Source organism: Amycolatopsis thermoflava N1165, from assembly GCF_000473265.1.
Lineage (GTDB): Bacteria > Actinomycetota > Actinomycetes > Mycobacteriales > Pseudonocardiaceae > Amycolatopsis_E > Amycolatopsis_E thermoflava.
On sequence record NZ_KI421511.1, the window covers coordinates 1738809 to 1763431 of the forward strand.

24 protein-coding genes and 1 pseudogene are annotated in these 24623 nt (G+C 73.3%); 8 read left to right on the top strand and 17 right to left on the bottom strand.

Annotated features, from left to right (window positions below):
- Window positions 1–135: 135 nt before the first annotated feature.
- From AMYTH_RS0108735 to AMYTH_RS0108745, 3 genes are all read right to left on the bottom strand, one after another.
- Window positions 136–1281, bottom strand: coding sequence for a sulfite oxidase (locus tag AMYTH_RS0108735; protein ID WP_228684648.1), 1146 nt, complete (start codon window positions 1279–1281; stop codon window positions 136–138).
- Window positions 1282–1283: 2 nt separating this feature from the next.
- Window positions 1284–1529, bottom strand: a complete 246-nt coding sequence (locus AMYTH_RS0108740) for a hypothetical protein (RefSeq protein ID WP_228684650.1) — start codon at window positions 1527–1529, stop codon at window positions 1284–1286.
- A 64-nt stretch (window positions 1530–1593) separates the two neighbouring features.
- On the bottom strand, window positions 1594–2385 hold the full coding sequence (locus AMYTH_RS0108745; protein WP_027929995.1) for an ArsR/SmtB family transcription factor: 792 nt from the start codon (window positions 2383–2385) through the stop codon (window positions 1594–1596).
- Between the two features lie 83 nt (window positions 2386–2468).
- Here AMYTH_RS0108745 and AMYTH_RS0108750 point away from each other — a divergent pair, with 83 nt between their 5' ends.
- The gene (locus AMYTH_RS0108750; RefSeq protein ID WP_027929996.1) at window positions 2469–3398 is read left to right on the top strand and encodes a LysR family transcriptional regulator; all 930 of its coding nucleotides are present in this window, start codon (window positions 2469–2471) and stop codon (window positions 3396–3398) included.
- Here AMYTH_RS0108750 and AMYTH_RS50225 read toward each other — a convergent pair.
- The 6 genes and pseudogenes from AMYTH_RS50225 to AMYTH_RS0108780 form a co-directional block, all read right to left on the bottom strand.
- Window positions 3395–3581, bottom strand: a pseudogene (locus AMYTH_RS50225) (sigma factor-like helix-turn-helix DNA-binding protein); the annotation flags it as partial. The gene AMYTH_RS0108750 and the pseudogene AMYTH_RS50225 sit on opposite strands and share 4 nt — an antisense overlap.
- Window positions 3582–3722: 141 nt before the next feature.
- Complete coding sequence (locus AMYTH_RS0108760) at window positions 3723–4079, bottom strand: hypothetical protein (protein WP_027929998.1); 357 nt, start codon at window positions 4077–4079, stop codon at window positions 3723–3725.
- Window positions 4080–4154: 75 nt separating this feature from the next.
- The gene (locus AMYTH_RS0108765) at window positions 4155–4691 is read right to left on the bottom strand and encodes a sugar O-acetyltransferase (RefSeq protein WP_027929999.1); all 537 of its coding nucleotides are present in this window, start codon (window positions 4689–4691) and stop codon (window positions 4155–4157) included.
- 3 nt (window positions 4692–4694) lie between these two features.
- Complete coding sequence (locus AMYTH_RS0108770; protein ID WP_027930000.1) at window positions 4695–5483, bottom strand: cyclase family protein; 789 nt, start codon at window positions 5481–5483, stop codon at window positions 4695–4697.
- Window positions 5484–5486: 3 nt separating this feature from the next.
- On the bottom strand, window positions 5487–6770 hold the full coding sequence (locus tag AMYTH_RS0108775; RefSeq protein WP_027930001.1) for an MFS transporter: 1284 nt from the start codon (window positions 6768–6770) through the stop codon (window positions 5487–5489).
- Window positions 6767–7966: a M20 metallopeptidase family protein gene (locus tag AMYTH_RS0108780; protein ID WP_027930002.1), complete on the bottom strand. Its 1200-nt coding sequence runs from the start codon at window positions 7964–7966 to the stop codon at window positions 6767–6769. The genes AMYTH_RS0108775 and AMYTH_RS0108780 overlap by 4 nt, the downstream gene beginning before the upstream one ends.
- A 113-nt stretch (window positions 7967–8079) precedes the next feature.
- Here AMYTH_RS0108780 and AMYTH_RS0108785 point away from each other — a divergent pair, with 113 nt between their 5' ends.
- Window positions 8080–9087 (top strand): Lrp/AsnC family transcriptional regulator, encoded by a 1008-nt coding sequence (locus AMYTH_RS0108785; protein WP_027930003.1) that lies wholly within the window; start codon window positions 8080–8082, stop codon window positions 9085–9087.
- Between the two features lie 3 nt (window positions 9088–9090).
- Here AMYTH_RS0108785 and AMYTH_RS0108790 read toward each other — a convergent pair whose 3' ends face one another.
- The gene (locus tag AMYTH_RS0108790; protein WP_017982655.1) at window positions 9091–9435 is read right to left on the bottom strand and encodes an MmcQ/YjbR family DNA-binding protein; all 345 of its coding nucleotides are present in this window, start codon (window positions 9433–9435) and stop codon (window positions 9091–9093) included.
- A 48-nt stretch (window positions 9436–9483) separates the two neighbouring features.
- Window positions 9484–10365 (bottom strand): RNA polymerase sigma factor SigJ, encoded by an 882-nt coding sequence (gene sigJ / locus AMYTH_RS0108795; RefSeq protein ID WP_027930004.1) that lies wholly within the window; start codon window positions 10363–10365, stop codon window positions 9484–9486.
- 124 nt (window positions 10366–10489) lie between these two features.
- Here sigJ and AMYTH_RS0108800 point away from each other — a divergent pair, with 124 nt between their 5' ends.
- Window positions 10490–11473, top strand: a complete 984-nt coding sequence (locus AMYTH_RS0108800) for a GlxA family transcriptional regulator (protein WP_027930005.1) — start codon at window positions 10490–10492, stop codon at window positions 11471–11473.
- 66 nt (window positions 11474–11539) lie between these two features.
- Entirely contained in the window at window positions 11540–12142 is a 603-nt protein-coding gene (locus AMYTH_RS0108805) for an isochorismatase family protein (RefSeq protein WP_027930006.1), read from the top strand.
- A gap of 22 nt (window positions 12143–12164) precedes the next feature.
- On the opposite strand, the gene glpK (AMYTH_RS0108810) is transcribed toward AMYTH_RS0108805, so the two are convergent.
- Window positions 12165–14069: a glycerol kinase GlpK gene (gene glpK / locus AMYTH_RS0108810; protein ID WP_037323524.1), complete on the bottom strand. Its 1905-nt coding sequence runs from the start codon at window positions 14067–14069 to the stop codon at window positions 12165–12167.
- A gap of 30 nt (window positions 14070–14099) precedes the next feature.
- On the bottom strand, window positions 14100–14861 hold the full coding sequence (locus AMYTH_RS0108815; RefSeq protein ID WP_027930008.1) for an IclR family transcriptional regulator: 762 nt from the start codon (window positions 14859–14861) through the stop codon (window positions 14100–14102).
- 155 nt (window positions 14862–15016) lie between these two features.
- Between AMYTH_RS0108815 and AMYTH_RS0108820 the strand changes: the two genes are divergently transcribed.
- The 3 genes from AMYTH_RS0108820 to glpD all read left to right on the top strand — a co-directional run bounded on the left by AMYTH_RS0108820 (window position 15017) and on the right by glpD (window position 19131).
- Window positions 15017–15832: an MIP/aquaporin family protein gene (locus AMYTH_RS0108820; protein WP_017982659.1), complete on the top strand. Its 816-nt coding sequence runs from the start codon at window positions 15017–15019 to the stop codon at window positions 15830–15832.
- A gap of 18 nt (window positions 15833–15850) precedes the next feature.
- Complete coding sequence (gene glpK / locus AMYTH_RS0108825) at window positions 15851–17362, top strand: glycerol kinase GlpK (RefSeq protein WP_027930009.1); 1512 nt, start codon at window positions 15851–15853, stop codon at window positions 17360–17362.
- Window positions 17363–17445: 83 nt separating this feature from the next.
- Window positions 17446–19131, top strand: a complete 1686-nt coding sequence (glpD, locus tag AMYTH_RS0108830) for a glycerol-3-phosphate dehydrogenase (RefSeq protein WP_027930010.1) — start codon at window positions 17446–17448, stop codon at window positions 19129–19131.
- Window positions 19132–19565: 434 nt separating this feature from the next.
- On the opposite strand, the gene AMYTH_RS44310 is transcribed toward glpD, so the two are convergent.
- Entirely contained in the window at window positions 19566–20018 is a 453-nt protein-coding gene (locus AMYTH_RS44310) for a MarR family winged helix-turn-helix transcriptional regulator (protein WP_051362595.1), read from the bottom strand.
- A gap of 82 nt (window positions 20019–20100) precedes the next feature.
- Between AMYTH_RS44310 and AMYTH_RS46965 the strand changes: the two genes are divergently transcribed.
- On the top strand, window positions 20101–20679 hold the full coding sequence (locus AMYTH_RS46965; RefSeq protein ID WP_051362596.1) for a class I SAM-dependent methyltransferase: 579 nt from the start codon (window positions 20101–20103) through the stop codon (window positions 20677–20679).
- 4 nt (window positions 20680–20683) lie between these two features.
- On the opposite strand, the gene AMYTH_RS0108845 is transcribed toward AMYTH_RS46965, so the two are convergent.
- The 3 genes from AMYTH_RS0108845 to AMYTH_RS0108855 form a co-directional block, all read right to left on the bottom strand.
- A complete protein-coding gene (locus AMYTH_RS0108845) occupies window positions 20684–23002 on the bottom strand; it encodes a galactose oxidase-like domain-containing protein (protein ID WP_027930011.1) in 2319 nt (772 codons plus the stop codon).
- Between the two features lie 270 nt (window positions 23003–23272).
- A complete protein-coding gene (locus AMYTH_RS0108850; protein WP_228684651.1) occupies window positions 23273–23539 on the bottom strand; it encodes a hypothetical protein in 267 nt (88 codons plus the stop codon).
- 99 nt (window positions 23540–23638) lie between these two features.
- Complete coding sequence (locus tag AMYTH_RS0108855; RefSeq protein ID WP_027930013.1) at window positions 23639–24565, bottom strand: Lrp/AsnC family transcriptional regulator; 927 nt, start codon at window positions 24563–24565, stop codon at window positions 23639–23641.
- Between the last annotated feature and the right edge of the window lie 58 nt (window positions 24566–24623).

Here is a 24623-nt window from a genome sequence, read left to right on the forward strand (position 1 = left end):
CCTCACCCCGACCCAAGATCAAGCACCCACGGCCGGATCAACCACCGGACACGACCTGGACCGCCACCACCGGGATCGCGCCCAGCGCCCGTCGTGCGTGGCGGCGGGCCAGGACAGCGCCACCGGCCCGCGACTTCAGACCGCCACCACCGGGTGGCGGACGACGGCGCCGAACAGGTAGCCCTGCGTGTTGTACGGCTCGGTGTCCGGCTGGGCCACACCGTGGCGGTCCACCGCGCGCGCCCGCAGCGTGTGCTCGCCCGGGTGCGGGCGCCACCGCAGCGTCCACCGCTGCCACCCGCGGCCGCTGCCGACGAACTCGGCGCGCCGCCAGGTGCGGCCGTCGTCGGTGCTCACCTCGACCCGGCGGATGCCGCCGGAGCCGGACCAGGACCGGCCGCGCAACACGTGCTCCCGGCCCGCGGCGAGGGTCGCCCGCCACGGCAGTTCGAACACGCTCTTGGTGTTCTGCCGCGTCACCAGCACCCCTTCGGGCGGGTAGTCCGGGCCGGTCAGCCGGTAGTACTGCGTATCCCACGGCGAGTCGAGCGAGGTGCGGGACACCTGGATGCGGCCGAGCCACTTGATGGACGCGATGCCGATCCAGCCCGGCACCACCAGCCGGGCCGGGAAGCCGTGGTCCGGCGGGAGCGGTTCGCCGTTCATCTCGTACGCGACCAGCACGTCGTCGAGCGCCTTGCCCACCGGCAGCGGGCGCCGCACCCGGCCCAGGTTCACCCCGCCGGTGACGTAGTCGGCGTCGAGGCCTTCGGGCAGCACGTCGACGGCATCGCGGGCGAGGCCGGCCCGGTGCAGCAGCGTGGCCAGCGGCACGCCCCGCCAGCGCGCCACCCCGACCGCACCGAGCCGCCACGCGGTGCCGGCGACGGTCTGCCCCTGCTGCGAGGTGAAGAAGCTGCGCCCGTTGCCCGCGCACTCGATGGCCGCGGTGATCGTTTCCGACGGCAGGCGCAGCAGGTCGTCGTAGGTGACGGTGACCGGGCCGCCGCGCAGCCCGTCGCCGGTGATCTCCAGGCGCCAGGTCCGCGCGTCGAGCAGCGGGGTGGCGGTGTGGTTGCGCACGAAGAACCGGGACACCGGCACGACGTCGCCGACCGGGTGCGGCGAGTCCCACCGCAGCTCGGCGTTCGTGCCGAGCACGGTGAAGTCCTCCGGTGGCAGCGGTTTCACGATGGGAGTGTCGGCCGCCGCGGCCGCCGTTGTCCACAACGGACCGGCCGCGGCGACCCCCGCCATGCCGAGCACGGTCCGCCGCCGCACGTTCACAGCGCGAGGTCCGCGGCGAGCACGTGGAAGGCTTCCCGTTCCCGTCCGGAGAGCGGCACCGTGAGACGGTCCGCCGGATGGCCCAGGGGCGGGTAATCCGGACGGGGCAACGCGAAGCCGACGTCGTAGGGCGCGCCGACCGGGACCATCGCGTGACCGATGCTGCCGAGCGCGCGCCCGAACGCGCGGAGGATCCGGGCCACCGTCACCACCCCCTGAGCCGTGGAAGTTCCTCCGATCATGGGGGATCCCGGGCGTTGCGCGGTAGCCGTCCCACAGAGCGGGCGGCCGCTCAGCGCGGCGGGGTCAGGCGTGCGCCGCCGACATCTCCCATGGCGCCTGCGGCAGCACGTCACCGGTCTCCAGCAGCGACTTCAGGTTCGCCAGCACCGCGGGCCAGCCGCTGGAGATGCCGTTGCGCATCTCCTCGTTGGGCAGCCTCTCGTGGGTCACGGTGAGGCGCACGATCTCCTCGTGCGGCTCGACGAGGAACGTGACCACCGACGGATCGCGCGACTCGCCCAGCGAATCCTCGAACGTGATCACCAGCCGGGTCGGCGGCTCGGACTCGAGCACCTTGCCCACCACGTCCACGGCGCCCGACCCGTCCACGCGGCGGTGCTCCCACACCGAACCGGGCTGCCAGTCGGAGATGTTGGCGTGCCCCCAGTAGCGGGCGGTCAGGTCCGCGTCGGTGAGCGCCCGCCACACCTGGTCGGCGCTCGCGCGGATGTAGGTGACGTAGACGTAGTCCGGGACGGTCATGGCGTACTCCTCTGCCTGGTCTTTGATGGCCGCGAGCACACGCAGCCGGGGTTTGTCGAACTCGGCGATCCAGCGCTGCTCGATCTCGTGGATGGGCCCGGGGTTGAGGTAGTGCAGGCGTTCCCGGCCGCGGCGCACCACGGTCACGAGGTTGGCCCGCACCAGGACGTCGAGGTGCTGGGTCGCCGACTGACGGGCCATGCCCAGCGGCTCGCACACCTGGCTCAGGGTCTGCCCGTTCTGCTCCCGCAGGCGGTCGAGCAGCAGCCGCCGGGTCGGGTCGGCCAGTGCCTTGAACACCACGTCCATCGCTTCCGCGCTCACGCCGACCATTATGCAGGTAATTACCTGCCTTTTGTCAACAACGGCTTCGACGCGGCGGCACAACCGCTGGTTGTGGCAGTAGGTTCGGCGTCGTGGATCTCGAGGCGGTGCGCACCTTCGCCGCGGTCGCCGCGGCGGGCCGGTTCCAGGCGGCCGCGGACGAGCTGGGCGTCACGCAGCAGGCGGCGTCGAAACGGGTGGCCGGCCTGGAGCGGCAGCTCGGCGTGCGGCTGTTCGTGCGCGCGGCCGGGGGTGTGCGGCTGACGGTGGACGGGCAGGCGTTCCTGCCGCACGCCCGCGAACTGCTCCGCGCGGCCGAGCGCGCGCTGACGGCGGTCACGCCGGGGCGGCGGGCGCTGCGGATCGACGTGCTGAACCGGCGGGTCGCGGCCGCCGGCATCCTGCACGATTTCTACCGGCAGCAGCCCGGCATCGAACTGGACGTGGTGACCCTGACCGTGGACGCCGCGTCGGCGCTGGCCGAGGTCGGCGCGGGCACGCTCGACGCCACGTTCCGGTCGCTGCGGGCGGCCGCGGGGAAGGTGCCGGCCGGGCTGCGGGCGGCGCGTGTGATCGACGACCGGCACCAGGTGCTGGTCGGTCCGCGGCACCCGCTGGCGCGCGCGGCGGCGGTGACGCTCGCCGAGCTCGCCGGGCACCCGATCTGGATGCCCGGCCTCGCCGACACCGAGGCGAAGGGCTACTACGAAGACCTCGGGGCCGCGTTCGGGCTGACCATCGACACGATCGGGCCGAGCTTCGGGGTCGAAGCGCTGCTCGCGGAGATCGCCGACTCGGCCCGGCTGGCCACCTTCGTCGGCGAGGGCTCGCGGTACCTCTGGCCGGAGAGCTACGACCTGCGCCGGATCCCGGTCGTCGGCCCGACGCCGGTGTACCCGCACTCGGTGATCTGGCGGGCCGACAACGCCCACCCGGTGCTGGCGAGCTTCCTCGGCTACCTGCACAGCCGCTACCGGGCCACGGCGGGCGGCGACGTGTGGGTGCCGGAGTGGGCGCGCTAAGCCTTCGCGGCGAGGGCCTTGCGCAGGCTCGCGAGCGCCCGGTACTGCGCGACGCGCACGGCGCCCGGGGTCGACCCCGACGACCTCGGCCGTCTCCTGCGCGGACAACCCGGCGACCACCCGCAGCACGGCGATCTCGCGTTGCTTGTCCGGCAGCACCCGCAGCAAGGCCGACATCCGTCGCTCAGTTCGCCAAGGACGAGCTCGGTCACCGCGTCCTCGGCGATCGTCCGCGCCTCGGAGACCGGGCACCCGAGCTTGCGGAGGGTCATGTCGCGCTCCACCGGTAAGTGACGCACGGCGGGCACAGGTGACCGAGAATTTTCAGGCGGCGCGCCGCACCGCGCGGGATGCCGCGGCGAGGCTCGCTTCGCAGGCGGTGATCAGTTGCGCGTCGGCGCGGGTGTGGCTTCCCCGGGCGCACTTGGGGCACCTCAGGGCGACCGTGCCGAGCACCTCGTCGACCGCCACCTCCAGCGCCCGTTTGCAGGGGCGGCACCACCGGTGCCCGCTGACCTGGCTGACGTGCAGGTCGCTGTGGCAGCACTGGTGGATCCACCGCCGGTGCACCGGGCAGGTGATCCGGTCCAGCGGGTCCAGGAAACCGCACTCCTCGGCGTGGTCCTCGGCGACGAGCGCGTCGTCCAGTGCGATCCGGGTCAGCAGCGTCGTGGTGGTCATCGCTCTCGTCCTTCCTCCTCGTCCTTACCGGTACGTCGAACCACCACGCGCCGGATCGACGGGACGGGGGGAAATTCAGAGTTTCTTCACCACGCGCGCCGGGTTGCCGACCGCCACCACGTCCGGCGGCAGATCGCGCGTCACCACCGACCCCGCGCCCACCACCGTGTTCTCCCCGATCGTCACGCCGGGGCACACGATCACGCCACCACCGAGCCACACGTTGTCGTGCAGGGTGATCGGCTCCGCGGCCTCCCACTTGTCCCGCCGCAGCCGCGCGTCGAGCGGGTGAGTGGGGGTCAGCAGCTGCACGCCGGGGCCGATCTGCGCGTCCGCGCCGATCGTGATCGGGGCGACGTCCAGCAGCACCGCGCCGTAGTTGAGGAACGCGCGCGGCCCGATGGTGACGTGCGAGCCGTAGTCGACGTACAGCGGCGGCCGCACCTCGGTGCCCTCCCCGACCGAGCCCAGCAGCTCACGCAGCACCGCCGGGTCCCCGCCGTCGTTGAACCGCCGCTGCAGTTCCGCCGCACGGCGCAGCGAGGCCTGCAGCTCCGGGTCGTCCGCGCGGTACAGCTCCCCCGCGAGCATCCGTTCCTTCTGACCGGTCACGCGTCACCACACTGCCAGCGGCCGCACGGGCGCGCCAGTGGCCCCGACGACCGGCAGCGGCGCGCACACGAACAGGAACTCCGCCGGCCCGGCCGCCGCCAGCTCCTCCAGGTTCATCACCTCGATGATGTTGATCCCGTTCTCCTGCAACAAGATCCGGTGCACCGGCAGCCGCCCCAGCCCCGCCTCCGGGCCGATCTGCTCCAGCGCGATCGTGTCGCCGCCGACCGCGCGCACCCCGCGTTCGGCCAGCCACTCCGCGCCGCTCGCGTCCAGTCCCGGCACGCCACCCTCGCCGCCGAGGTAGTCCGCAGGCCGGTCCCACAGCTGCGCCCATCCGGTGCGGACGAGGGCGACGTCTCCGGCGTGCACGTCCAGACCGGTCGCGGCGAGATCCTCCGCGGTGACGGCCTCCCCCGGTCCGAGCCGGGGCACCTCCCGCAGCCGTGGGATGTCGAACAGCACCCCGCGGCACAGGATCGGCGGCACCGCCTCGATGCCGCCGACCCGGTAGCGTCCCCGCTCCAGCGCCTGCGCCACCGGCACCCCGCCGTGCAGGACGCCGTCGGCCGCGACGTGGCTGACCGCGTCCATGTGGGTGCCGACGTGCCCGCCCATCACGATCAGCTCGTGCGACCCGGTGAGGCCGTCTTCGCGGACGACGTCACCGTGCCGCTGGGCGAGCGCGAACCGGAACGGCGGGTGCGTCGGCGAGGACGGCATGCCGTTCTCCAGCGGCTGCGAGAGGTCGGCGATGCGGTGGCCGTCGGTCAGCGCGTCCAGCAGGGACATGGTTCAGCTCAGTTCCTTGGCTCGGGTCTCGGGCAGGGTGGCGATGGCGGCGGTGGACACCAGCATCAGCAGGACGAGGTATCCGGTGAAGGCGGACCGGCCGAACTCGGCGCCCACCCACGCCTGAAGATACGGCGCGGTCCCGCCGAAGGCCGCGACGGCGATCGAGTACGGCACGGCGAGCCCCAGCGCGCGGATCGCGGTCGGGAACATCTCCGCGTACACCGCGGGCAGGATCGACACGCCCGCGGAGATGAACACCGCCGCCAGGCTCATGCCCAGGAACAGCTGCCACGCGCTGGTGCGCACGAGGAACTGCACCGGGAACAGCAGCGCCGCGCACCCGAGGGTGGAGATCAGCAGCACCGGCTTGCGCCCGATCCGGTCCGACAGCATGCCCCAGAACGGCATCGTGACCATGAGGATCACCGCCGACCCGACCCCGGCCCACAGCGCGGCGGTCGACCCGATGTGCAGGGAGCTGATGGCGTACGCCGGGGCGGCGATCACCCACGAGTAGTAGACGACGGTGAACCCGACGGACAGCCCGATCACCTGCAGCGCCTGCCTGCGGTGCTCCACGATCGCCGGCCACAGCCGGGCCTTCTCGCGCCGCCGCGACGCGGTGAAGGTCTCGCTCTCGGCCAGGTTCCGTCGCATGTAGACGGCCACCAGCCCGAACACGCCGCCGAGCAGGAACGGGATGCGCCAGCCGAAGGACTGCATCTGCTCCGGCGTCAGCACGACCGTGAGGACGAGCCCCAGCACGACGCCGACGGTGTTGCCGAAGACGCTGGCGATGTAGATCAGGCTGGACCACCGCCCGCGCTGGGCCGCGGGCGCCATTTCGGACAAGTAGGTCTGCGCCGACGGCAGTTCCCCGCCGCAGGCCAGGCCCTGCACCACGCGGGCGAGCAGCAGGATCAGCGACGCCCACGCTCCGACGGCGGCGTAGGTGGGGGCGACACCGATGGCGAAGCTGGCGCCCGCGATGGTCGCGACCGTCACCGTCATCGCGGTCCGCCGCCCGGCGCGGTCGGCGAACCAGCCGAACAGCAGCCCGCCCAGCGGCCGCGCGACGAACCCGACGGCGAACACGGCCAGGCTGGACAGCATCGCGGAGAACTGGTTGCCGCGGTCGAAGAACTGGGTGGCGAAGAACGGCACGAAGATCGCGTAGATGCCCCAGTCGTACCACTCGAGCGCGTGCCCGAGGCCGGTGCCGACGAGCGTGGTGGTGCGGCGCGTGGCCGGGGCCCGGGTGCCGCGCTGCGCGGTCTCGGTCATGGTCGGTCTCCTTCGGACGCGAGCCGGCGTCGTGCCAGCTCGGTGAACAGGGCCGCGCCGTCGGCGAGCACGGAGTCGTCGAACACGGCGTGCGGGCTGTGGTTGAACGCCGCCCGGCGCGGGTCGGCGCCGGCGGGCAGCGCGCCGAGGGCGAGGAAGCAGCCGGGCACCTCGGCCAGGACGCGGGAGAAGTCCTCGGCGCCGGCGATGGGGTTGGGCATGGTGGCGTAGCCGTCGTCGCCGAACGTCTCGCGCACCACGTCGCGGGCGAACGCGGTCTCGCCGTCGTCGTTGACCGTCGCGGGACGGGCTTCCAGGTACTCGGCGTCGGCCTCGACGTCGTGGGCCTGCGCGATGCCCCGCACCAGCCGGACCGCGGCGTCCCGCACGCGCTGCCCGGCGTCGCGGGAGAAGGTCCGGACGGTGGCCTCGAACCGCGCGGTCTCCGGGATGATGTTGCTGCGGGATCCCGCCCGCACCACCCCGACGGTAAGCACCACGGGGTCGAAGACGTCGAAGCGGCGGGTGACCATCGTCTGCAGCGCGGTGATCATCTCGGCGGCGACCGGCACCGGGTCGCGCGCCAGGTGCGGGGCGGAGCCGTGCCCGCCGCGGCCGCGCACGGTGACCGCGAACGACGCCGAGGCGGCCATCATCGGCCCTGGCCTGCTGGTGAAACCGGGCTCGAACGTGGAGAACACGTGCAGCCCGTAGGCGGCCTCGACACGCGGGCCTGCCGCGTCGAGCACGCCTTCGTCGATCATGGCCCGCGCGCCCTCCCAGCCCTCCTCCCCCGGCTGGAACATGAACACCACGTCCCCGCCCAGCCGGTCGCGGCGGTCGGACAGCAGCCGGGCCGCGCCGGCGAGCATCGCGGTGTGCAGGTCGTGCCCGCAGGCGTGCATGGTCCCCTCGGCACGCGAGGCGTAGTCCAGCCCGGTCGCCTCCTGCACGGGCAGCCCGTCCATGTCGGCGCGCAGCAGCACCGCCCGGCCGGACCCGGCGCCCCGGAGCACGGCGGTCACCGCGGTGGAGCTGCGGCCGGTGGTGATCTCCAGCGGCAGGCCGTCCAGCGCCGCGAGCACGCGCTCCTGCGTGCGGGGCAGGTGCAGGCCGACCTCCGGCTCGCGGTGCAGGTCCCGCCGCAGCCGGATGAGGTCCTCCGCCATCGCCCTGGCGTCCGCCACGACCGACATCCGTTCTCGCCCTCCTCGTCGTCACGTTGTTCCCAGGAGTTTGCGCAACGGCTACCCTTTGGCCGCCGAAATCGAATGATTCGCGCATCGTTTCCGGGATCGGGGAGGTTTTCGTGCATCCGGATCTGGACGAGCGGGACCTCGAGCTGCTCCACGGGCTGCAGATCGCGCCGCGGGTGACCTGGGCGGACGCGGCCAGGATCCTGGGCACGACCCCGGCGACGGTGGCGGCGCGCTGGGCCCGCCTGCGGGAGGCCGGGGTGGCGTGGGTGACGGCCCACCCCGGCGGCGACTACCGGCGAGTCGTCCTTGCTCTGGTCGAGGTGGACTGCCTGCCCGGCGCGCGGGACGAGGTGGTGCGGGCGGTGTGCGCGGATCCGCGGGCGGTCACCGTCGAGGAGTCGACGCGCGGCCGGGACCTGCTGCTCACCGTGATCACCCCCGACCTGGCCGGGCTCACCACGTTCGTGCTCGACGACCTGCCGCGGATGCCCGGCCTGCAGCGGCAGCGCACGCACGTCGTCAGCGCCACCCACCGCGACGGCAGCTCGTGGCGGCTGGACGCCCTGAACCGGTCGCAGGAGCTGGCGTTCGAGGCCGCCGCCCGGGCCACCCGCCCGGTACCGGGCGTGACCCCGCCGCCGAACGCAGGCCCGCTGATCTCCGCGCTGGCGCACGACGGGCGGCGCACGGCCGCCGAGCTCGCGTCGCTGACCGGCCGCAACCCGGCGACCGTGCGGCGGCAGCTGGCCCGGCTGCTCGCCTCGGGGCTGTTGTCGTTCCGGTGCGAGGTCGCCCAGTCGGTGTCGCGCTGGCCGATCAGCAGCACCTGGCTGGCCAGCGTCGCCCCGGCCGACCAGCAACGCACCGTCGACGCGATCACCACGCTGCCGGAGCTGCGGATGTGCCTGTCCACCACCGGCGACAGCAACATCGCCTTCACCGTGTGGACCCGGTCGCTGGCCGATCTGCTGCGCCTGGAGCGCCTCATCGGGGAGAAGCTGCCGTGGCTCACCGTGCGGGACAACGGGATCAACCTGCGCACCCCGAAGCGGATGGGCTGGCTGCTCACCGCGGACGGGCGCGCGACCGGCGAGATCGTGCCGCCGATGACGTGGTGATCGCTAGCGCGGCAACGGCTGCGCGGCGATGAGCTCCTCCGGCGCGGACAGCCGCCACGCCTCGTAGACCAGTTCGGCCAGCTCGTCGGCGTCGATGCCGGCCAGGTGGACCACCACCCAGCCGAACCCGCCCGCGGTGAACTGCTCCTCGAACACCTCCGGCCGCTCCGCGACCAGCGCCTGCTGCTCGATCAGCGTCTGCTTCAGCCCCACGGTCTCCGTGCGCGGCCAGTAGTAGCCGAACCGCTTGCCGCGCACGCTGAAGGACGTGTACTCGCTGCCCTTGCCGCGCTCGACCTCCGCCAGCGCGTCCACCATGTCGTGGAACTCCGCACTGCGCACGCTCATCGCCCACCCCCGTCGTCCGGGCACCAGCCTAGACAAACCGGGCAGGGGTCAGGAATCGGTCCAGGGCCGCAGTTTCTCCGGGTTGCGCACCGCCCAGATCCGGCTGACGCGGTCGCCGTCGACCTCGAACGCCAGCACCGCCTCGGTGCGGCCGGCGTGCCGGACCACCAGGCCGGGCTGGCCGTTGACCGGGCGTTCCTCCAGGCCCAGGCCGGGGGCCTGCTCGACGAGCGCGGCCATGTAGCGGGCGATCTCCGCCGCGCCTTCGATCGGGTGCGGCGCGGCGCTGACGAGCCCGCCGCCGTCGGCGACCACCGTCGCGCCGGGGTCGAGCAGGCCGACCAGCGCCCGGATGTCCCGGTTTTCCCACGCGCGCTTGAAGTTCCGCACGACCGCCGCCCGCTGCTCGGCGGAGGTGGCGGGCACCCGCGCGTCGCGGACGCGGCGCCGCGCCGACGTGGCCAGCTGACGGCACGCCGCGGGTGTGCGGCCGACGATCTCGGCGACCTCGGCGAACGGGTAGCCGAACACGTCGTGCAGCACGAACGCCACCCGCTCGGCCGGGGTCATCGCGTCGAGCACCACGAGGAAGGCCATGCTGACCGACTCGTCGAGCGTGACGCGGTCGGCCGGGTCGGCGGCGGACCCGCGGTCGGGCAGCGGCTCCGGGATCCACTCGCCGACGTACCGCTCGCGGCGGGCGCGGGCCGAGCCGAGCAGGTCGAGGCAGATCCGGCTGGCCACCGTCGTCAGCCACGCGCCCGGGGAGGCGATCGCCTCCTGCTGCGCGCGGGACAGGGAGTACCACCGGGCGTAGGTCTCCTGCACGACGTCCTCGGCGTCGGCCAGCGTGCCGAGCAGCCGGTAGGCGAGGTTGATCAGCTGACGCCGCTCGCTGACGACGGCGCTCAGGCCCGGATCGGTGGTCATGGCGGCTCCCTCGGTGACGTGCTCCCGCTGTTCGACGAGACAGCGCCCTCGATTGTGAGGCGTGTCCGGATGTGACAGAACACCGTCATTGCCGCCATGGCCGGCCGCCGGTCACGATGGGTGCATGCCAACCACCCGCCGTGTCGTGATCGCGGTCTTCCCCGACGTCGACCTCCTCGACGTCACCGGCCCGGCCGAGGTGTTCACGCTGGCCAACCGGGCGACCCGGGGCGCGGCGGGCTACGTCGTCCAGCTCGCCGGACCGGACGGCGGCGTCGTGGCCACGTCGGCGGGGGTGCGGCTGGTGACGGATCTGGCGTTCGCCGACGTGGACGGCGCGCTGGACACGCTCCTGGTGCCCGGCGCGGTCGACCTGCGCCCGGGCGGGCCGGTCGCGCGGATCGACCAGGAGGTGGTGACCTGGGTCAAGGCGACCGCGCCGCAGGCGCGCCGGGTCGCCTCGGTGTGCGTGGGAGCGCACGTGGTGGCCGCGGCCGGGCTGCTGGACGGCAAGACCGCCACCACCCACTGGTCGACCGCCGCGCAGCTGGCCGCCGACCACCCGGCGGTGCGGGTGGACCCCGACCCGATCTTCGTGCGCAGCGGGAACGTGTGGACCGGCGCCGGGATCAGCGCCTGCATGGACCTCGCGCTGGCGCTGGTGGCCGAGGACCTCGGCGAGGAGGTCGCCCTGGATGTGGCGCGGCAGCTGGTCATGTACCTCAAGCGCCAGGGCGGGCAGAGCCAGTTCTCGGTCCCGCTGAGCACGCCGCCCGCCTCCCGCCGGGACATCGACGAGCTGCGGATGTTCATCGCCGACCACCTCGACGGCGACCTGTCCACCGCGGCGCTGGCGGCCCGGATGTGCCTGAGCGAGCGGCACTTCGCCCGGGTCTTCCGGCAGGAGACCGGCCATCCGCCCGCCGCCTACGTCGAGGCCGCCCGGGTGGAGGCCGCGCGCCGTCTGCTGGAGAGCACCGACGAGCCGCTGGACCGGATCGCCGCGGCATGCGGGCTCGGCTCGGTGGAGACCCTGCACCGGGCGATGCGCAAGCAGATCGGCACCACGCCGGCGGCCTACCGACGCCGGTTCCGCACCACCGTCTGACCCGCTGATTCCGGGCGCGGCACTCCCGCCGCGCCTGCCGTTTCCCTGCCCAGAAGGAGTTTCGTCATGCCCGTTTCCCCGACTCTGCGGGACGTGTTGGGCCTCGGCGCCGGGGTGCCCCGGCTCGCCGACGCCACCGTCGTGCTGATCGACTTCCAGAACACCTACCGCACCGGGGTGATGGCCCTCGAAGGCGCCGAGCCCGCTCTCGCCGCGGCGGCCCGCCTGCTCGCCGCCGCCCGCGCGGCCGGCGCGCCGGTCGTGCACGTCATCAACGACGGCGGGCCCGGCAGCCCGTACGACATCCGGGCCGACATCGGCGCGATCAGCCCCGAGGTGTCGCCCGGCGAGGGTGAGCCCGTGGTGGTCAAGCGGTTCCCGGACGCCTTCCACGAGACCGGGCTGGAGAAGGTGCTGCGCGAGCTGGGTTCCGGCGCGGAGCTGGTGCTGGCCGGTTTCATGACCCACATGTGTGTCACGTTCACCGCCCAGGGCGCCTTCAACCGCGGCTACCGCCCGACGGTCGTCGCCGAGGCCACCGCCACGCGGAGCCTGCCCGCCCCGGACGGCACGCCGGTGGTGGCGGGCACGCTGCGGACCGCGGCCCTGACGACGATCGGCGACCTGTTCGGCACGATCGCCCCGACGGTGGAGGACCTGATCCGCTGAACGCTCCGGCGTGGGCTGCCCTTCACAGGCGCAGCCCGCGCCGTGGATCCGGCGTGGCGTCCAGCCGGCGCGCGCGTTCCGCCGCGAACGCCCGCCCCAGGCTCAGCCGCTCGGCGGGCGACACCGTGCGGCGCAGCTCGTTCAGCAGGCCGCGCTCCTCCGCGCGGATGTGGTCCTCCACAACGGTTTCCAGGCGCAGCAACGCCTTCTCCGAAGCGGCCTCCGCCAGCGCGCGCACGTCGGCGGCGATGTCCGTCCCGGGCGCGGCCGGGTGCAGGACCCGCGAAGTCGCCGTGGCGTGGGCGGTCAGCAGCGACACCAGCTCACCCGCCAGCGCGGCCCGGTCGGCCTCGTCGTTGCGCAGCTCGCGGAACAGCTCCTCCATCCGCCGGTGGTCGGCCTGCACCAGCTCGGTCACGTCGGTGCCTGCGGTCGCCGCCGGGGACGGGCGGGTCCAGCCGAACGTCAGCTCCACCGCCTGCCGCCAGTGCGCGTACTCCCGCTCGCGGCGGGACGGGTCCATCTCCGGCAGCCACTGACCGGCGCGGTGCCAGTTGCGCCGCAGCCCCTCCAGGTCCGGCCAGTACCCGACCGACAGCCCCGCCGCGTAGGCCGCGCCCAGCGACACGGTCTCGGCCACCATCGGGCGCACCACCGGCACGTCCAGGACGTCCGCGACGAACTGCATCAGCAGGTTGTCCGCGGTCATCCCGCCGTCGACGCGCAGTGTGGACAACGCGAGCCCGGAGTCGGCGTTCATCGCCTCCACCACCTCGCGCGTCTGCCAGCCGGTGGCCTCCAGCACCGCCCGCGCCAGGTGCCCCTTGGTGATGTAGGAGGTGAGCCCGGCGATCACGCCGCGCGCCTCGCTGTGCCAGTGCGGCGCGAACAACCCCGAGAACGCCGGCACGATGTAGCAACCGCCGTTGTCCTCGACCGTCCGCGCCAGCGTCTCGATCTCCGGCGCGCTGCCGATCAGGCCGAGCCCGTCGCGGAACCACTGGACCAGCGACCCGGTGACGGCGATCGAGCCTTCCAGCGCGTACACCGCGGGCTCCTCGCCGATGCGGAACCCGACCGTGGTGAGCATGCCGTGCGTGGACAGCACCGGCGTGGTCCCCGTGTTGAGCAGGAGGAAACTGCCGGTGCCGTACGTGCACTTCGCCTCGCCCGGCGCGAAGCACGTCTGGCCGAACAACGCGGCCTGCTGGTCGCCGAGCGCGGCGGCGATCCGGATCCCCGGCACCACCCGCGACGTCGTGCCGTACACCTCGGTGGACGAGCGGATCTCCGGCAGCATCGCGCGCGGCACGTCGAAGAACTCCAGCAGCTCGTCGTCCCAGGACAGCGTCCGCAGGTTCATCAGCATCGTGCGCGAGGCGTTGGTGACGTCGGTGACGTGCAGGCCGCCGTCCGGCCCGCCGGTGAGATTCCAGATCAGCCAGCTCTCGATCGTGCCGAACAGCACGTCCCCGCGCTCGGCCCGCTCGCGCAGCCCCGGCATGTGCTCCAGCTGCCAGCGGATGCGCGGCGCCGAGAAGTACGTCGCCAGCGGCAGCCCGCACAGCCGCCGGACGCGGTCCGCGCCCGGCTCGCGGGCCAGCGCCTCGACCATCGCGTCGGTGCGCGTGTCCTGCCACACGATCGCCCGCCCCACGGGCACGCCCGTGTGCCGGTCCCACAGCACGGTCGTCTCGCGCTGGTTGGCGATGCCGAGCGCGGCGACCTGCTCCGCGCCGATGCCCGCGTCGGCCAGCGCCTGCGGCACGATCCGGCCGAGGTTGCGCCAGATCTCGGTCGCGTCGTGCTCGACCCAGCCCGGGCGCGGGAAGTGCTGCTGGTGCTCGCGCTGCGCCACGGACACCAGCCGCCCGCGGGCGTCGAACAGGATGCACCGGGTCGACGTGGTGCCCTGGTCGACCGCCATCACGTAGTGCTGCACCGGATCACCTCCTCCTCACCGGGACGCGACGAGGTCGCGGGAGACCGCCCTGGCCGCGTCGCGGACCTGCTCCAGCAGCCGCGGTTTCGGGTGCCCGCTGGGCTCGCAGATCCGGTCCTCGGCGCCGGAGACGCCGATCGCGCCGACCACGATGCCACCGTGCCCGCGGATGGGCGCGGCGATCCCGGCCTCGCCGGGCACCATCTCGCCGCGCTCGGCCGCCCAGCCTGCCCGGCGGACCTCGGCCAGCGCGCGGGCGACCGCGGCAGGCGGCAGGGTGCGCCGGGTGTAGGCCTCCGGCCCGGCCGCGCGCCAGGACGCCAGCAGCGCGGCGTCGTAGGCGAGCAGCACCTTGCCCAGCGCGGTGGCGTGCAGCGGCAGCATCGCGCCGACGTCCAGGGTCTGCGGGCTGTCGTCCGGGCGGAACACGTGGTGCACCACCAGCACCCGGCCCTCCAGCGGCGCGCCGATGCGCACCGCCTCGCCGCTGCGGGCGGCCAGCGCGTCGGCCCAGTTGATGGCGCGGGAGCGCAGCTCGTTCACGTCGAGGTAGCTGCTGCCCAGGTGCAGCAGGGCGGCGCCGAGCTGGTACTTGCCGGTGTCGCGGTCCTGCTCGACGAACCCGACGCCGGCGAGGGTGCGCAGGATGCCGTGCGCGGTGCCCTTGGCCAGCTCGAGCGACTCGGCGATCTCCACGACGCCGAGGCGCCCGGAACCGCGCGCCAGCAGCCGGAGGATCGCGGCGGCGCGCTCGATGGACTGGATGGGACCCGGCACAGCGGGGACCCTAACCCGCCCGCCGCGGGTTCGACAATGTCGAACCGCACTTCCGAGTGTTCGACAATGCCGACCACCGCGCGTTGCCGCGGTCTCACCGCCGGTCATAGCTTCGGCGTCACCAACGGGGGAACCGGTCCTTTGTGGAGGAAGCAATGACGCGAAGCCTCAAGGCTCACGGACTCGCCGGCGAACTCGCCGCCGAGTTCGTGGGGACGATGATCCTCATCCTGTTCGGATGCGGGGTGGTGGCCCAGGTGTCGGCCGCCGGCATCGGGGACCACGACAGCATCGCCTGGGCCTGGGGCATCGGCGTCACGCTGGGCGTCTACGTCGCATCGCGGATCAGCGGCGCCCACCTCAACCCCGCGATCACCGTCGCGCTCGCCGTGTTCCAGGGCTTCTCCTGGCGCAAGGTGGCGCCCTACGCGCTGGCCCAGACCGCCGGCGCGTTCGTCGCCGCGCTGCTGGTGCGCTGGAACTACACCGAGGTCCTGAACGCCGTCGACCCGGGCCTGACCATCAAGACCCAGGGCGTGTTCTCGACCCTGCCGGGCAACGGCACCCTGCCGGTGGGCGACTGGGGCGCCTTCCGCGACCAGGTGATCGGCACCGCGATCCTGGCGCTGGTCATCTTCGCGATCACCGACCTGCGCAACACCGCGCCGGCGGCCAACCTCGGCCCGGTCGTCGTCGGCTTCCTGGTCGTCGCGATCGGCATGGCCTGGGGCACCAACGCCGGCTACGCCATCAACCCGGCCCGCGACTTCGGGCCGCGCCTGGCGTCCTGGCTGACCGGCTACGACACCGCGTGGAGCGACCAGTACGGCAACCCGTACTGGTGGGTCCCGATCCTCGCGCCGATCGTCGGCGCGGTCATCGGCGGCGCGATCTACAAGTACTTCATCAGCCGCCACCTGCCCCGCACCGAGGACATCGGGCCCGCCAAGGCCCTCGAGCCCACCGCCTGAGTTCACGAAGGAGTGACCATGCCCGATTTCGTCGGTGCCGTCGACCAGGGCACCACCAGCACCCGGTTCATGATCTTCGACCACGGCGGCAACGAGATCGCCCGCCACCAGCTGGAGCACGAGCAGATCCTGCCCCGGCCGGGCTGGGTCGAGCACAACCCCACCGAGATCTGGGAGCGCACCCGCGCGGTGATCGCGAGCGCGCTGACCAAGGCGAACCTGACGGTCGCCGACCTGGCCGCGCTGGGCATCACCAACCAGCGCGAGACCACCGTGGTGTGGAACCGGCGCACCGGCCGCCCCTACACCAACGCCATCGTCTGGCAGGACACCCGCACCGACCGGATCGCCTCCGCGCTGGAGCGGGGCGGCCAGGGCGAGGTGATCCGCCGCAAGGCCGGGCTGCCGCCCGCCACGTATTTCTCCGGCGGCAAGCTGCAGTGGATCCTGGAGAACGTCGACGGGGTCCGGGCCGACGCGGAGAACGGCGACGCCCTGTTCGGCACCACCGACAGCTGGCTGATCTGGAACCTCACCGGCGGGGTGGACGGCGGCGTGCACGTCACCGACGTCACCAACGCCTCCCGCACCATGCTGATGGACCTGGAGAAGCTGGACTGGGACGACGAGCTGCTGTCGTTCTTCGGCATCCCGCGCCGGATGCTGCCGGAGATCAAGCCGTCGTCCGGCCACTTCGGCACCACCCGCGCCGACGGACCGCTCGGCGGCGAGATCGCGATCACCGGCGTGCTCGGCGATCAGCAGGCGGCCACCGTCGGCCAGGTGTGCTTCCGCCCCGGCGAGGCCAAGAACACCTACGGCACCGGCAACTTCCTGCTGCTCAACACCGGCCACGAGCTGGTGCGGTCGAAGCACGGGCTGCTCACCACCCTGTGCTACCAATTCGGCGACGACAAGCCGGTGTACGCGCTGGAAGGCTCCATCGCGGTCACCGGGTCGGCGGTGCAGTGGCTGCGCGACCAGCTCGGCATCATCAGCGGCGCCTCGCAGAGCGAGACCCTGGCCCGGCAGGTCGAGGACAACGGCGGGATCTACTTCGTCCCGGCGTTCTCCGGGCTGTTCGCGCCGTACTGGCGTTCCGACGCCCGCGGCGCGATCGTCGGCCTGACCCGCGCCACCACCAACGCCCACCTGGCGCGCGCCACCCTGGAATCGATCTGCTACCAGACGCGCGACGTCGTGGAGGCCATGCAGAACGACTCCGGCGTCACGCTCGACGTGCTGCGCGTCGACGGCGGCGTCACCGCGAACGAGCTGTGCATGCAGCTGCAGGCGGACATCCTGGGCGTGCCGGTGTCCCGGCCGGTCGTCGCCGAGACCACCGCGCTCGGGGCCGCCTACGCGGCCGGGCTGGCCGCCGGGTTCTGGCGGTCGACCGACGAGCTGGAACAGAACTGGAACGAGGACCGGCGCTGGGAGCCGTCGTGGAACGACGCCCAGCGCGCCGAGGGGTACGCCGGCTGGCAGAAGGCCGTCGGCCGCACCCTCGACTGGGTCGACGTCGAGTGAATCCCGTGCCGGAGCGGCCCGCGTGGCGACGCCTGGAGGCGGCTCGCCGCTCCGGCACCAGGCCTGGAAAAGAGGAGAGAGCCGTGTCCCAACCCCTGTCCCCCGCCTACCGCGGCGACGCGCTGCGGCGGCTGGCGAACGAAGAGTTCGACGTGCTCGTCGTCGGTGGCGGCGTGACCGGCGCGGGCGCCGCGCTGGACGCGGCTTCGCGCGGGCTGTCGGTCGCCCTGGTCGAGGCCCGCGACCTGGCCGCGGGCACGTCCAGCCGGTCGAGCAAGCTGATCCACGGCGGTCTGCGCTACCTGGAGCAGCTGGACTTCAAGCTGGTGCGGGAAGCGCTGCGGGAACGCGGGCTGCTGCTGCGCACCCTCGCGCCGCACCTGGTGCGGCCGGTGAAGTTCCTGGTGCCGCTCCAGCACCGGGTCTGGGAGCGCGGCTACATCGGGGCCGGGGTCACGTTGTACGACACGCTCGGCGGGGCGCGGGCGCTGCCGCGGCACCGGCACCTGAGCCGGCGGCGCGCGTTCGAGGTGGCGCCCGGCCTCGCCGACGACGCGCTGATCGGCGCGATCCAGTACTACGACGCGCAGGTCGACGACGCGCGGCACACGATGATGATCGCGCGCACGGCGGCCGACCAGGGCGCGGCGGTGGTCACCAGGACGCGGGTGACCTCGCTGGTCCGCGACGGCGAGCGGGTCGTGGGCGCGCGGGTCACCGACCGGGAGAGCGGCGCGGAGATCACCGTCCGGGCGCGGGTGGTGATCGCCGCGACCGGGGTGTGGAGCGACGACATCGCCGAGGCCGCCGGCGTCGAGAAGCCGTTCACGGTGCGCGCGTCGAAGGGCATCCACCTGGTGGTGCCGCGGGAGAAGATCGACCTGGACACCGGGCTGATCCTGCGCACCGAGAAGAGCGTGCTGTTCGTGATCCCGTGGGGCCCGCACTGGATCGTCGGCACCACGGACACCGAGTGGGACCTGGACCGCGAGCACCCGGCGGCCAGCCGCGCGGACGTGGACTACGTGCTCGACCACGTGAACGCGGTGCTGCGCAAGCCGTTGACGCGCGACGACATCGAGGGCGTGTACGCCGGGCTGCGGCCGCTGCTGGCGGCGAAGGCGACCGCGACGACGAAGCTGTCGCGGGAGCACGCGGTGGCGCACCCGGTGCCGGGACTGGTGGTCGTGGCCGGTGGGAAGTACACGACGTACCGGGTGATGGCCGCGGACGCGGTGGACGCGGCGATGTCCGATGTGGACCGTCCGGCGCCGCCGTCGTGGACGGACAAGCTGCCGATCGTGGGCGCGCGCGGGTACGCGGAGGTCTGGGAGGGCCGGTACGCGCTCGCGCGGCGGGCGGGCCTGCCGGTGGCGCGGATCGAGCACCTGCTGGGCCGGTACGGCACGGCGGTCGAGGAGGTGCTGGCCCTGGTCGGTGAGCGGCCGGAGCTGGGCGAGGAGATCCCGGGCGCGCCGGACTACCTGAAGGCCGAGGCGGTGTACGCCGTGACACACGAAGGCGCGCTGCACCTGGAGGACGTGCTCACGCGGCGGACGCGGATCTCGATCGAGCAGCGGGACCGCGGACTGGCGGCGGCGCCCGCGGTGGCCGACCTGATCGCCCCGGAGCTGGGCTGGACCGCCGAGCGCCGCGACCGCGAGGTGGCGCACTACCGGGCCCGCGTCGAGGCGGAACGCACCGCCCAGGAAGCCCCCGACGACGCGACGGCGAACGAACGCCGCCTGGCGGTGCCCGCGCTGGGTTGAGGGTGCCGCGCCGTCCGGCCGGTGACTCCGGTTCGGACGGCGCCCGGGCCGTGACCGCACTCGGCTGAGGAATACCCGCGCCTATCCGGACGGTGATCCCGCCCGGCTCGTGCCCGGGCAGCGACCAGCCCTGCGGCCGCCGCCTGGCGGTGACCGCAGGGCTGAGGAATCCCGTGCACGGTCCCGACGGTGACCCCCGTCTGGACCGTGCACGGGCAGCAAGCGCCGCCTGGACGGTGACCCCGTCCAGGCGGTGTCTTACCCCGGCGCATGGCCCCATCCGGGCCGGGCGAGCGCCGGTTCGCGTGGCAATCGGCCGGCCGGCGACCGCGGCCCTCAATCGGGCAGGGCGGGAAGCCAGCAACGGCAGGCGTCCCGGCCTGCCGACGGGTCCGGCCCCGGGTGATCTCCCTGTGGGGTGGGATCACCCGGGGTCAGATCGCCTCCTGCGAGGGGTGGAAGCCGTCGAGTTCGCGGGCCAGCGCCCGCAGCCCCAGCATCAGCCCCTGCCGCTCCTCGGCGGTCATCGCGCCGAGCATGCGTTCGTGCCGTTCCCGCCAGGTTTCGCGGAGCCGCTTCGCCGCGGTGGTCCCCTCGCCGGTGATCCGCACGACCAGGTTGCGCCGGTTGCGCTCGTCCCGTTCCCGGGCGACCAGCCCCTTGCGCTCCAGCGACGAGCAGACCCGGCTCATCCGGCTCTTGTCCACCCGCAGCCGGGCGCTGAGCTGCGCCTGCGTCACCTCCCCCGCCCCGAGCAGTTCGACGAGCACGACGCCCTCGGTCAGCGTCATCGCCGCCGCCCCGTCGCCGGCCGGCTCGTCGCCCTGCGTCGCGACCAGCCGCATGACCCGGGCGAGCAGGGCCTCCAGCGAGTCGATCTCCGCCACCACACCTCCATGGTTGATAGTGGCAACCGTTGACGCTAGCATCGGTCACAGTTGCCACTGTCAACCATCATAGGGAGCGGTCATGCACCGGACACTGCACGGGCTCGGCCAGCGGCACCTCTTCGCCGACGGGCGGTCGTACGACCGGCACGCGGGCCGCGCGTTCCGCACTCTCCACCGGCGGGTCGCCGACGACGTCGCCGCGGCGGCGCCGAGCGGCGGGCTGGTGCTGGACGCCGGCTGCGGCACGGGCCTGCTCGCCGCGGAGATCGCGCAGCGGCGGCCGGATCTGCGGGTGCACGGCGTGGACCTGGAACAGGCCATGGTGGACGTCGCGGTCGAGCGCGCCGAGCGGGCGGGCCTCGCGGACCGGGTCACGTTCACGGTCGCCGACCTGGCGGACCTCCCGCTGCCGGCCGCCACCGCCGATCTCGTCGTGTCCACCGCGAGCATGCACCACTGGACCGACGTCCCCGCGATCGTGACCGCCCTGCACCGGGTCGTGCGCCCCGGCGGTCCACTGTGGATATACGACATCCGCTGGGCGCCCTCCGGCGCGGTCCGCGCGGCGGCCACCGCCGCCGCCGGCCGCCGCACGGCCCGGACGCTCGTGCGCACGGGCGCGTTCCCGGTCGCGTTGTTCCAGCGCCTGGCGGTCTGACCGGTCAGCTCAGCCGCACCCACACCGCGGGTGACGGGACTCCCACGTGGTTCACCACCGTCAGCAGGTACCAGCCGGGCGGCGCCAGGTTCGCCGACGCGGGCAGCCGCAACCCGAGCGTGTCCTCTCCCGTCACCGTTACCGGCAGATCCACCAGCCGCTGCTCCAGCTCGCTGGAGTGCGTGGTCGCGACGGGGCGGATCAGCGACGCGCTCGCGATGTCCGCCGGGTCCGGGACGCCGGCCTCCAGCGTGTCGCCGTAGTGCACCTCCGGTGTGGTCACGACGACCAGCGGACGCGGGCCGGCGAACAGGTACGGCGGCCAGAACACCTCGATGCGCATCTCCTCGGTCTTGCGCGCCGGGTTGGAGCCCGCGGTCACGACCTTGCCGTCCGGCATCAGCAGCGCGACCGAGTGGTACAGCCGCGGCACCCGGCTCTCCGCGGCCATCGTCCACGCCCCGCTCGCCGGGTCGAAGATCTCGGCGCCCAGCGCCGCCGCGTCGACGTGCTCCTCCATCATCGAGCCGCCGTTGACCAGCACCGTCCGGTCCGGCAGCAGCGTCGCGCACAGATGCATCCGCGCCATGTGCAGGTCAGCCGCGGGCGTGTAGCGGGGCGCGGCCGCGGACAGATCGGCGATGGCGGCCGACGTGGTCGCGCCGGAGTGGTCGTGCATGTCCCACGGCCCGCCGCCGACGATCATCACCCGCTGGTCCTGCGCCGGCGGCAGCAGCACGCTCGCCGACTGGTTGCGCAGCCCGGCGCCGGGCAGGCCCGGCACGTCGGTCACCTCGTTGGAAGCCAGGTCCCACACGCTCGGCCGCACCCCGTTGTTGCTGCCGTACTGGCCGCCGCTGTAGAACACGCGACCGTCGGCGAGCAGGAACAGGTGCCCGTACATCGGCCAGTGCGCCGACCCGGGCCGCGTGGTCCAGCCTGCGCCGCCGGTGTAGACCTCGGGGACGGTGTTGAGCATGCCGGACTCGTCGAGCCCGGCGACGGCGAGAACCCGCCCGTCGCCCAGCGCGAGCAGCGACGGGTACCACCGGCCGCCCGCCATGTCCGGTTGCGCCGTCCAGGTCAGCGTGTCCGGGTCGAACACGATCGACTGCCGCAGCCCGAAGAACGGGTCGTACTGCCCGGTGCCCCCGGCGGCGAGGAGCCTGCCGTCGGGCAGGAACGCGTGGCCGACGCAGAACAGGTCGACCGGCGTGTGCGGCTGTTCGACCTCATCACCCGGGTAGTGCCAGACCGTGGTGCCGTAGAGGTGCGCGTTGTGCCGGTCCGGGTCGTTGCTCGACCCGGCGAAGAACAGCACGTCCCCGGTGCGCAGGAGGGCGGCGTGCACAGCGAGGGTGCCGGAGTCGCGTTCGAGCAGGCGCCAGACCCCCATGTCGGGCGCCATGTGCAGGTCGGTGAGCGGGTGCAGCAACCGGTGCAGCGCGGCGTTCTGCCCGGCCGGGTTGTCCACCGCCAGCACGACGAAGTGCGGTTCGCCGCCGAAACCGGCGACGGCGAGGCCGCAGCCCTGGTTCTCCCAGAACCCCCAGTCCGGCACCGGGAGCCACGGTCCCCAGCCGTCCGCGGGACGCACCTCGTCGTCGAGCCGCCAGCCGATCGTGCACAGCGCGCGGTTCTGGCCGGCCGGGTTGTCGACGGTCAGGACGATCAGCTCGTCGTTGCCGTCCCCGTCGAGATCCGCGACCGCCACGGCCGCGCCCTGGTTCTCCCAGAACCCCCAGTCGGGCACCGCACGCCACGGCCGCCAGTCCGTCACCACGCCGTCCGGGTTCAGCGTGCCGCTGCGGTAGAAACCGGCGTTCGCGCCCGCCGGCGCGTCGACCATGAACACGACCAGCTGCAGGCCGGCGGCGGTGCGGGCGACGGTGATGTCCCCGCCCGCGTTGAGCCAGGCGAACCAGTCCGGCACCGGCTGCCAGGGTGTCCAGCCGCCGGTGACCGCGCCGGTGTCCCGGTCGAGGGACCAGCCGACGCGGTAGAACGCCTGGTTCGGGCCGTCCGGCGCGTCGATCAGGTAGACGATCAGGTCGGGCTCGCCGTCGCCGTTCACGTCTGCCACGGCGACCCCGGCCGCGTCGTTCTGCCAGGAGAACCAGTCCGGAACCTGCCGCCAGCCGGTCCACCCGCCGGTCAGGGCGCCGGTTTGGTCCAGCCCGCGCCCGACGCGGTAGAAGGCGGCGTTGCGGCCGGGCGGGTTATCGACCATCAGGAGCACGACGTCCCCGCCCGCGGTGGCGATCGACGCGCCGCTGTTCTCCCACGGGAACCAGTCCGGCACGGCGGTGAAATCGGTCTGCACCGGCCCGATCACACCCGCTCCGCGACCGCCCGGCTAGGGCCGAACGCCTCTTACCCCGGGTACGTGGGGCGGTCTCATGTGGACTTCGCCGGAGGCAGCTGGGACAGGTCGTGCCGGTGGTCCTCGGCGTTCTCCGGCAGCGCCGTCGATCACCAGCTCGATGGCGCCGTCGACGTAGCAGGGGTCTTCGGGCGGATCCGACGTCGCGAGGAGTGGTTCGAAGGTGCCGTCCTGGCGGCGGAGGAAGTTGCGGATCTCGATCACGTCCGGTCAGCCGCCCCACAGCCGGTGCAGCTCGTTGCCGTGGTGGTCCGACGTCGTGAAGCTCCCGCGCACCCACACCGAAATGCCACCGGGCCAGTACGTGACTTCGAGGCCGCGAATCTGGGTCTCGTCCAGCAGCGCGCACACGTGCTCGCCGTCGGCCAGGTCGTAGCACATCCCGGCCGGTTCGAAGCACACCTGTCCCCCGCTCTCGCCCGCCACCCGGAACCGGAGCGTGCTGCCCGTCTCGTCCTGCCCCTGAGCCAACGCCATCCCTCCTCAGGAAATCCGGTGCAGCACGGAATCGTGGCCGCTGCGCCACGCACCCTACGGCGGCGAACCCCGCGCCACGACCGATTTCCCGGCCTGGCGCTATTCGGCCAGTGGCAGCGCCCGGTCGTTCTCCTCCTTGATGGCGCGCAGGTGCGTCCACGCCTCGACCGTCCGCACGCCCGGCAGGCCACGCACCCGCTCCAGCGTGGCGAGCACGTCGTCCAGTGAGCCGGCCCGGATGGTGCCGATTCCGCCGCACCAGCCGATCCCGGTGGCCAGGCAGTCGATCTCGTCGAGCGCGGCGATCTTGCGTGCCACGGGCTCGGTGTCGCCGTTGACGTCCAGCGCGAACCCCATCGTGTGGACCCGGCTGAGCGGCGTCATGCGCACCAGCGCGCCGACGTGGACCACCCCGGTCTCCAGCAGCCGCAGCACCCGGGCGCGCGCCGCCCCGGCGGAGAGGCCGCTGACGCTCGCCAGCTCGGCGAAGGAGGCCCGGCCGTCGGTGCGCAGGTGCGCCAGCAGTGCGTGGTCGTGCGCGTCGAGCTCGATGTGCGCGAGCGGGCCGGGGCTTTCCAGCGGTCCGGGCGGGAAGTAGGGGTCCTTCCAGATGCGCAGGTAGGTCATCGTCTGCAGCGCACGCACCCCCGGCACGGCCTGCACGCGCGCGAGGCCACGGGCGAAGGACTCCAGGTCGGCGGTGCGCAGCTCGGCGGTGACGGCGAACCGCCCGGCGGTGGTGGTGACGAACGAAACCTCGTCGAGTTCGGCGACCTGCCGCGCGACCGGGCCGGCGGGGCCGTCGGTCTCGATGGTCACGTGGCCGAGCTGGTGCAGCCCGAACACCGCCGGGTGGATCGCCCCGACGAGCCGGAGCCCGCCCTCGCCGAGCAGGCGCTGCACGCGGGCCTTGGTGGTGGAGCGGGCCAGCCCGACCAGGCGGGCCAGCGTCTCGTAGGAGGCCCGGCCGTCCTCGTGCAGGGCGCGGACGAGCCGCTCGTCGATGTCGTCCAGGTTCCCGTGCACGGGGACAACCTAACGCACGCCGAGCCGTCCGACGTTCCATTCACGCAAATCGCCCATT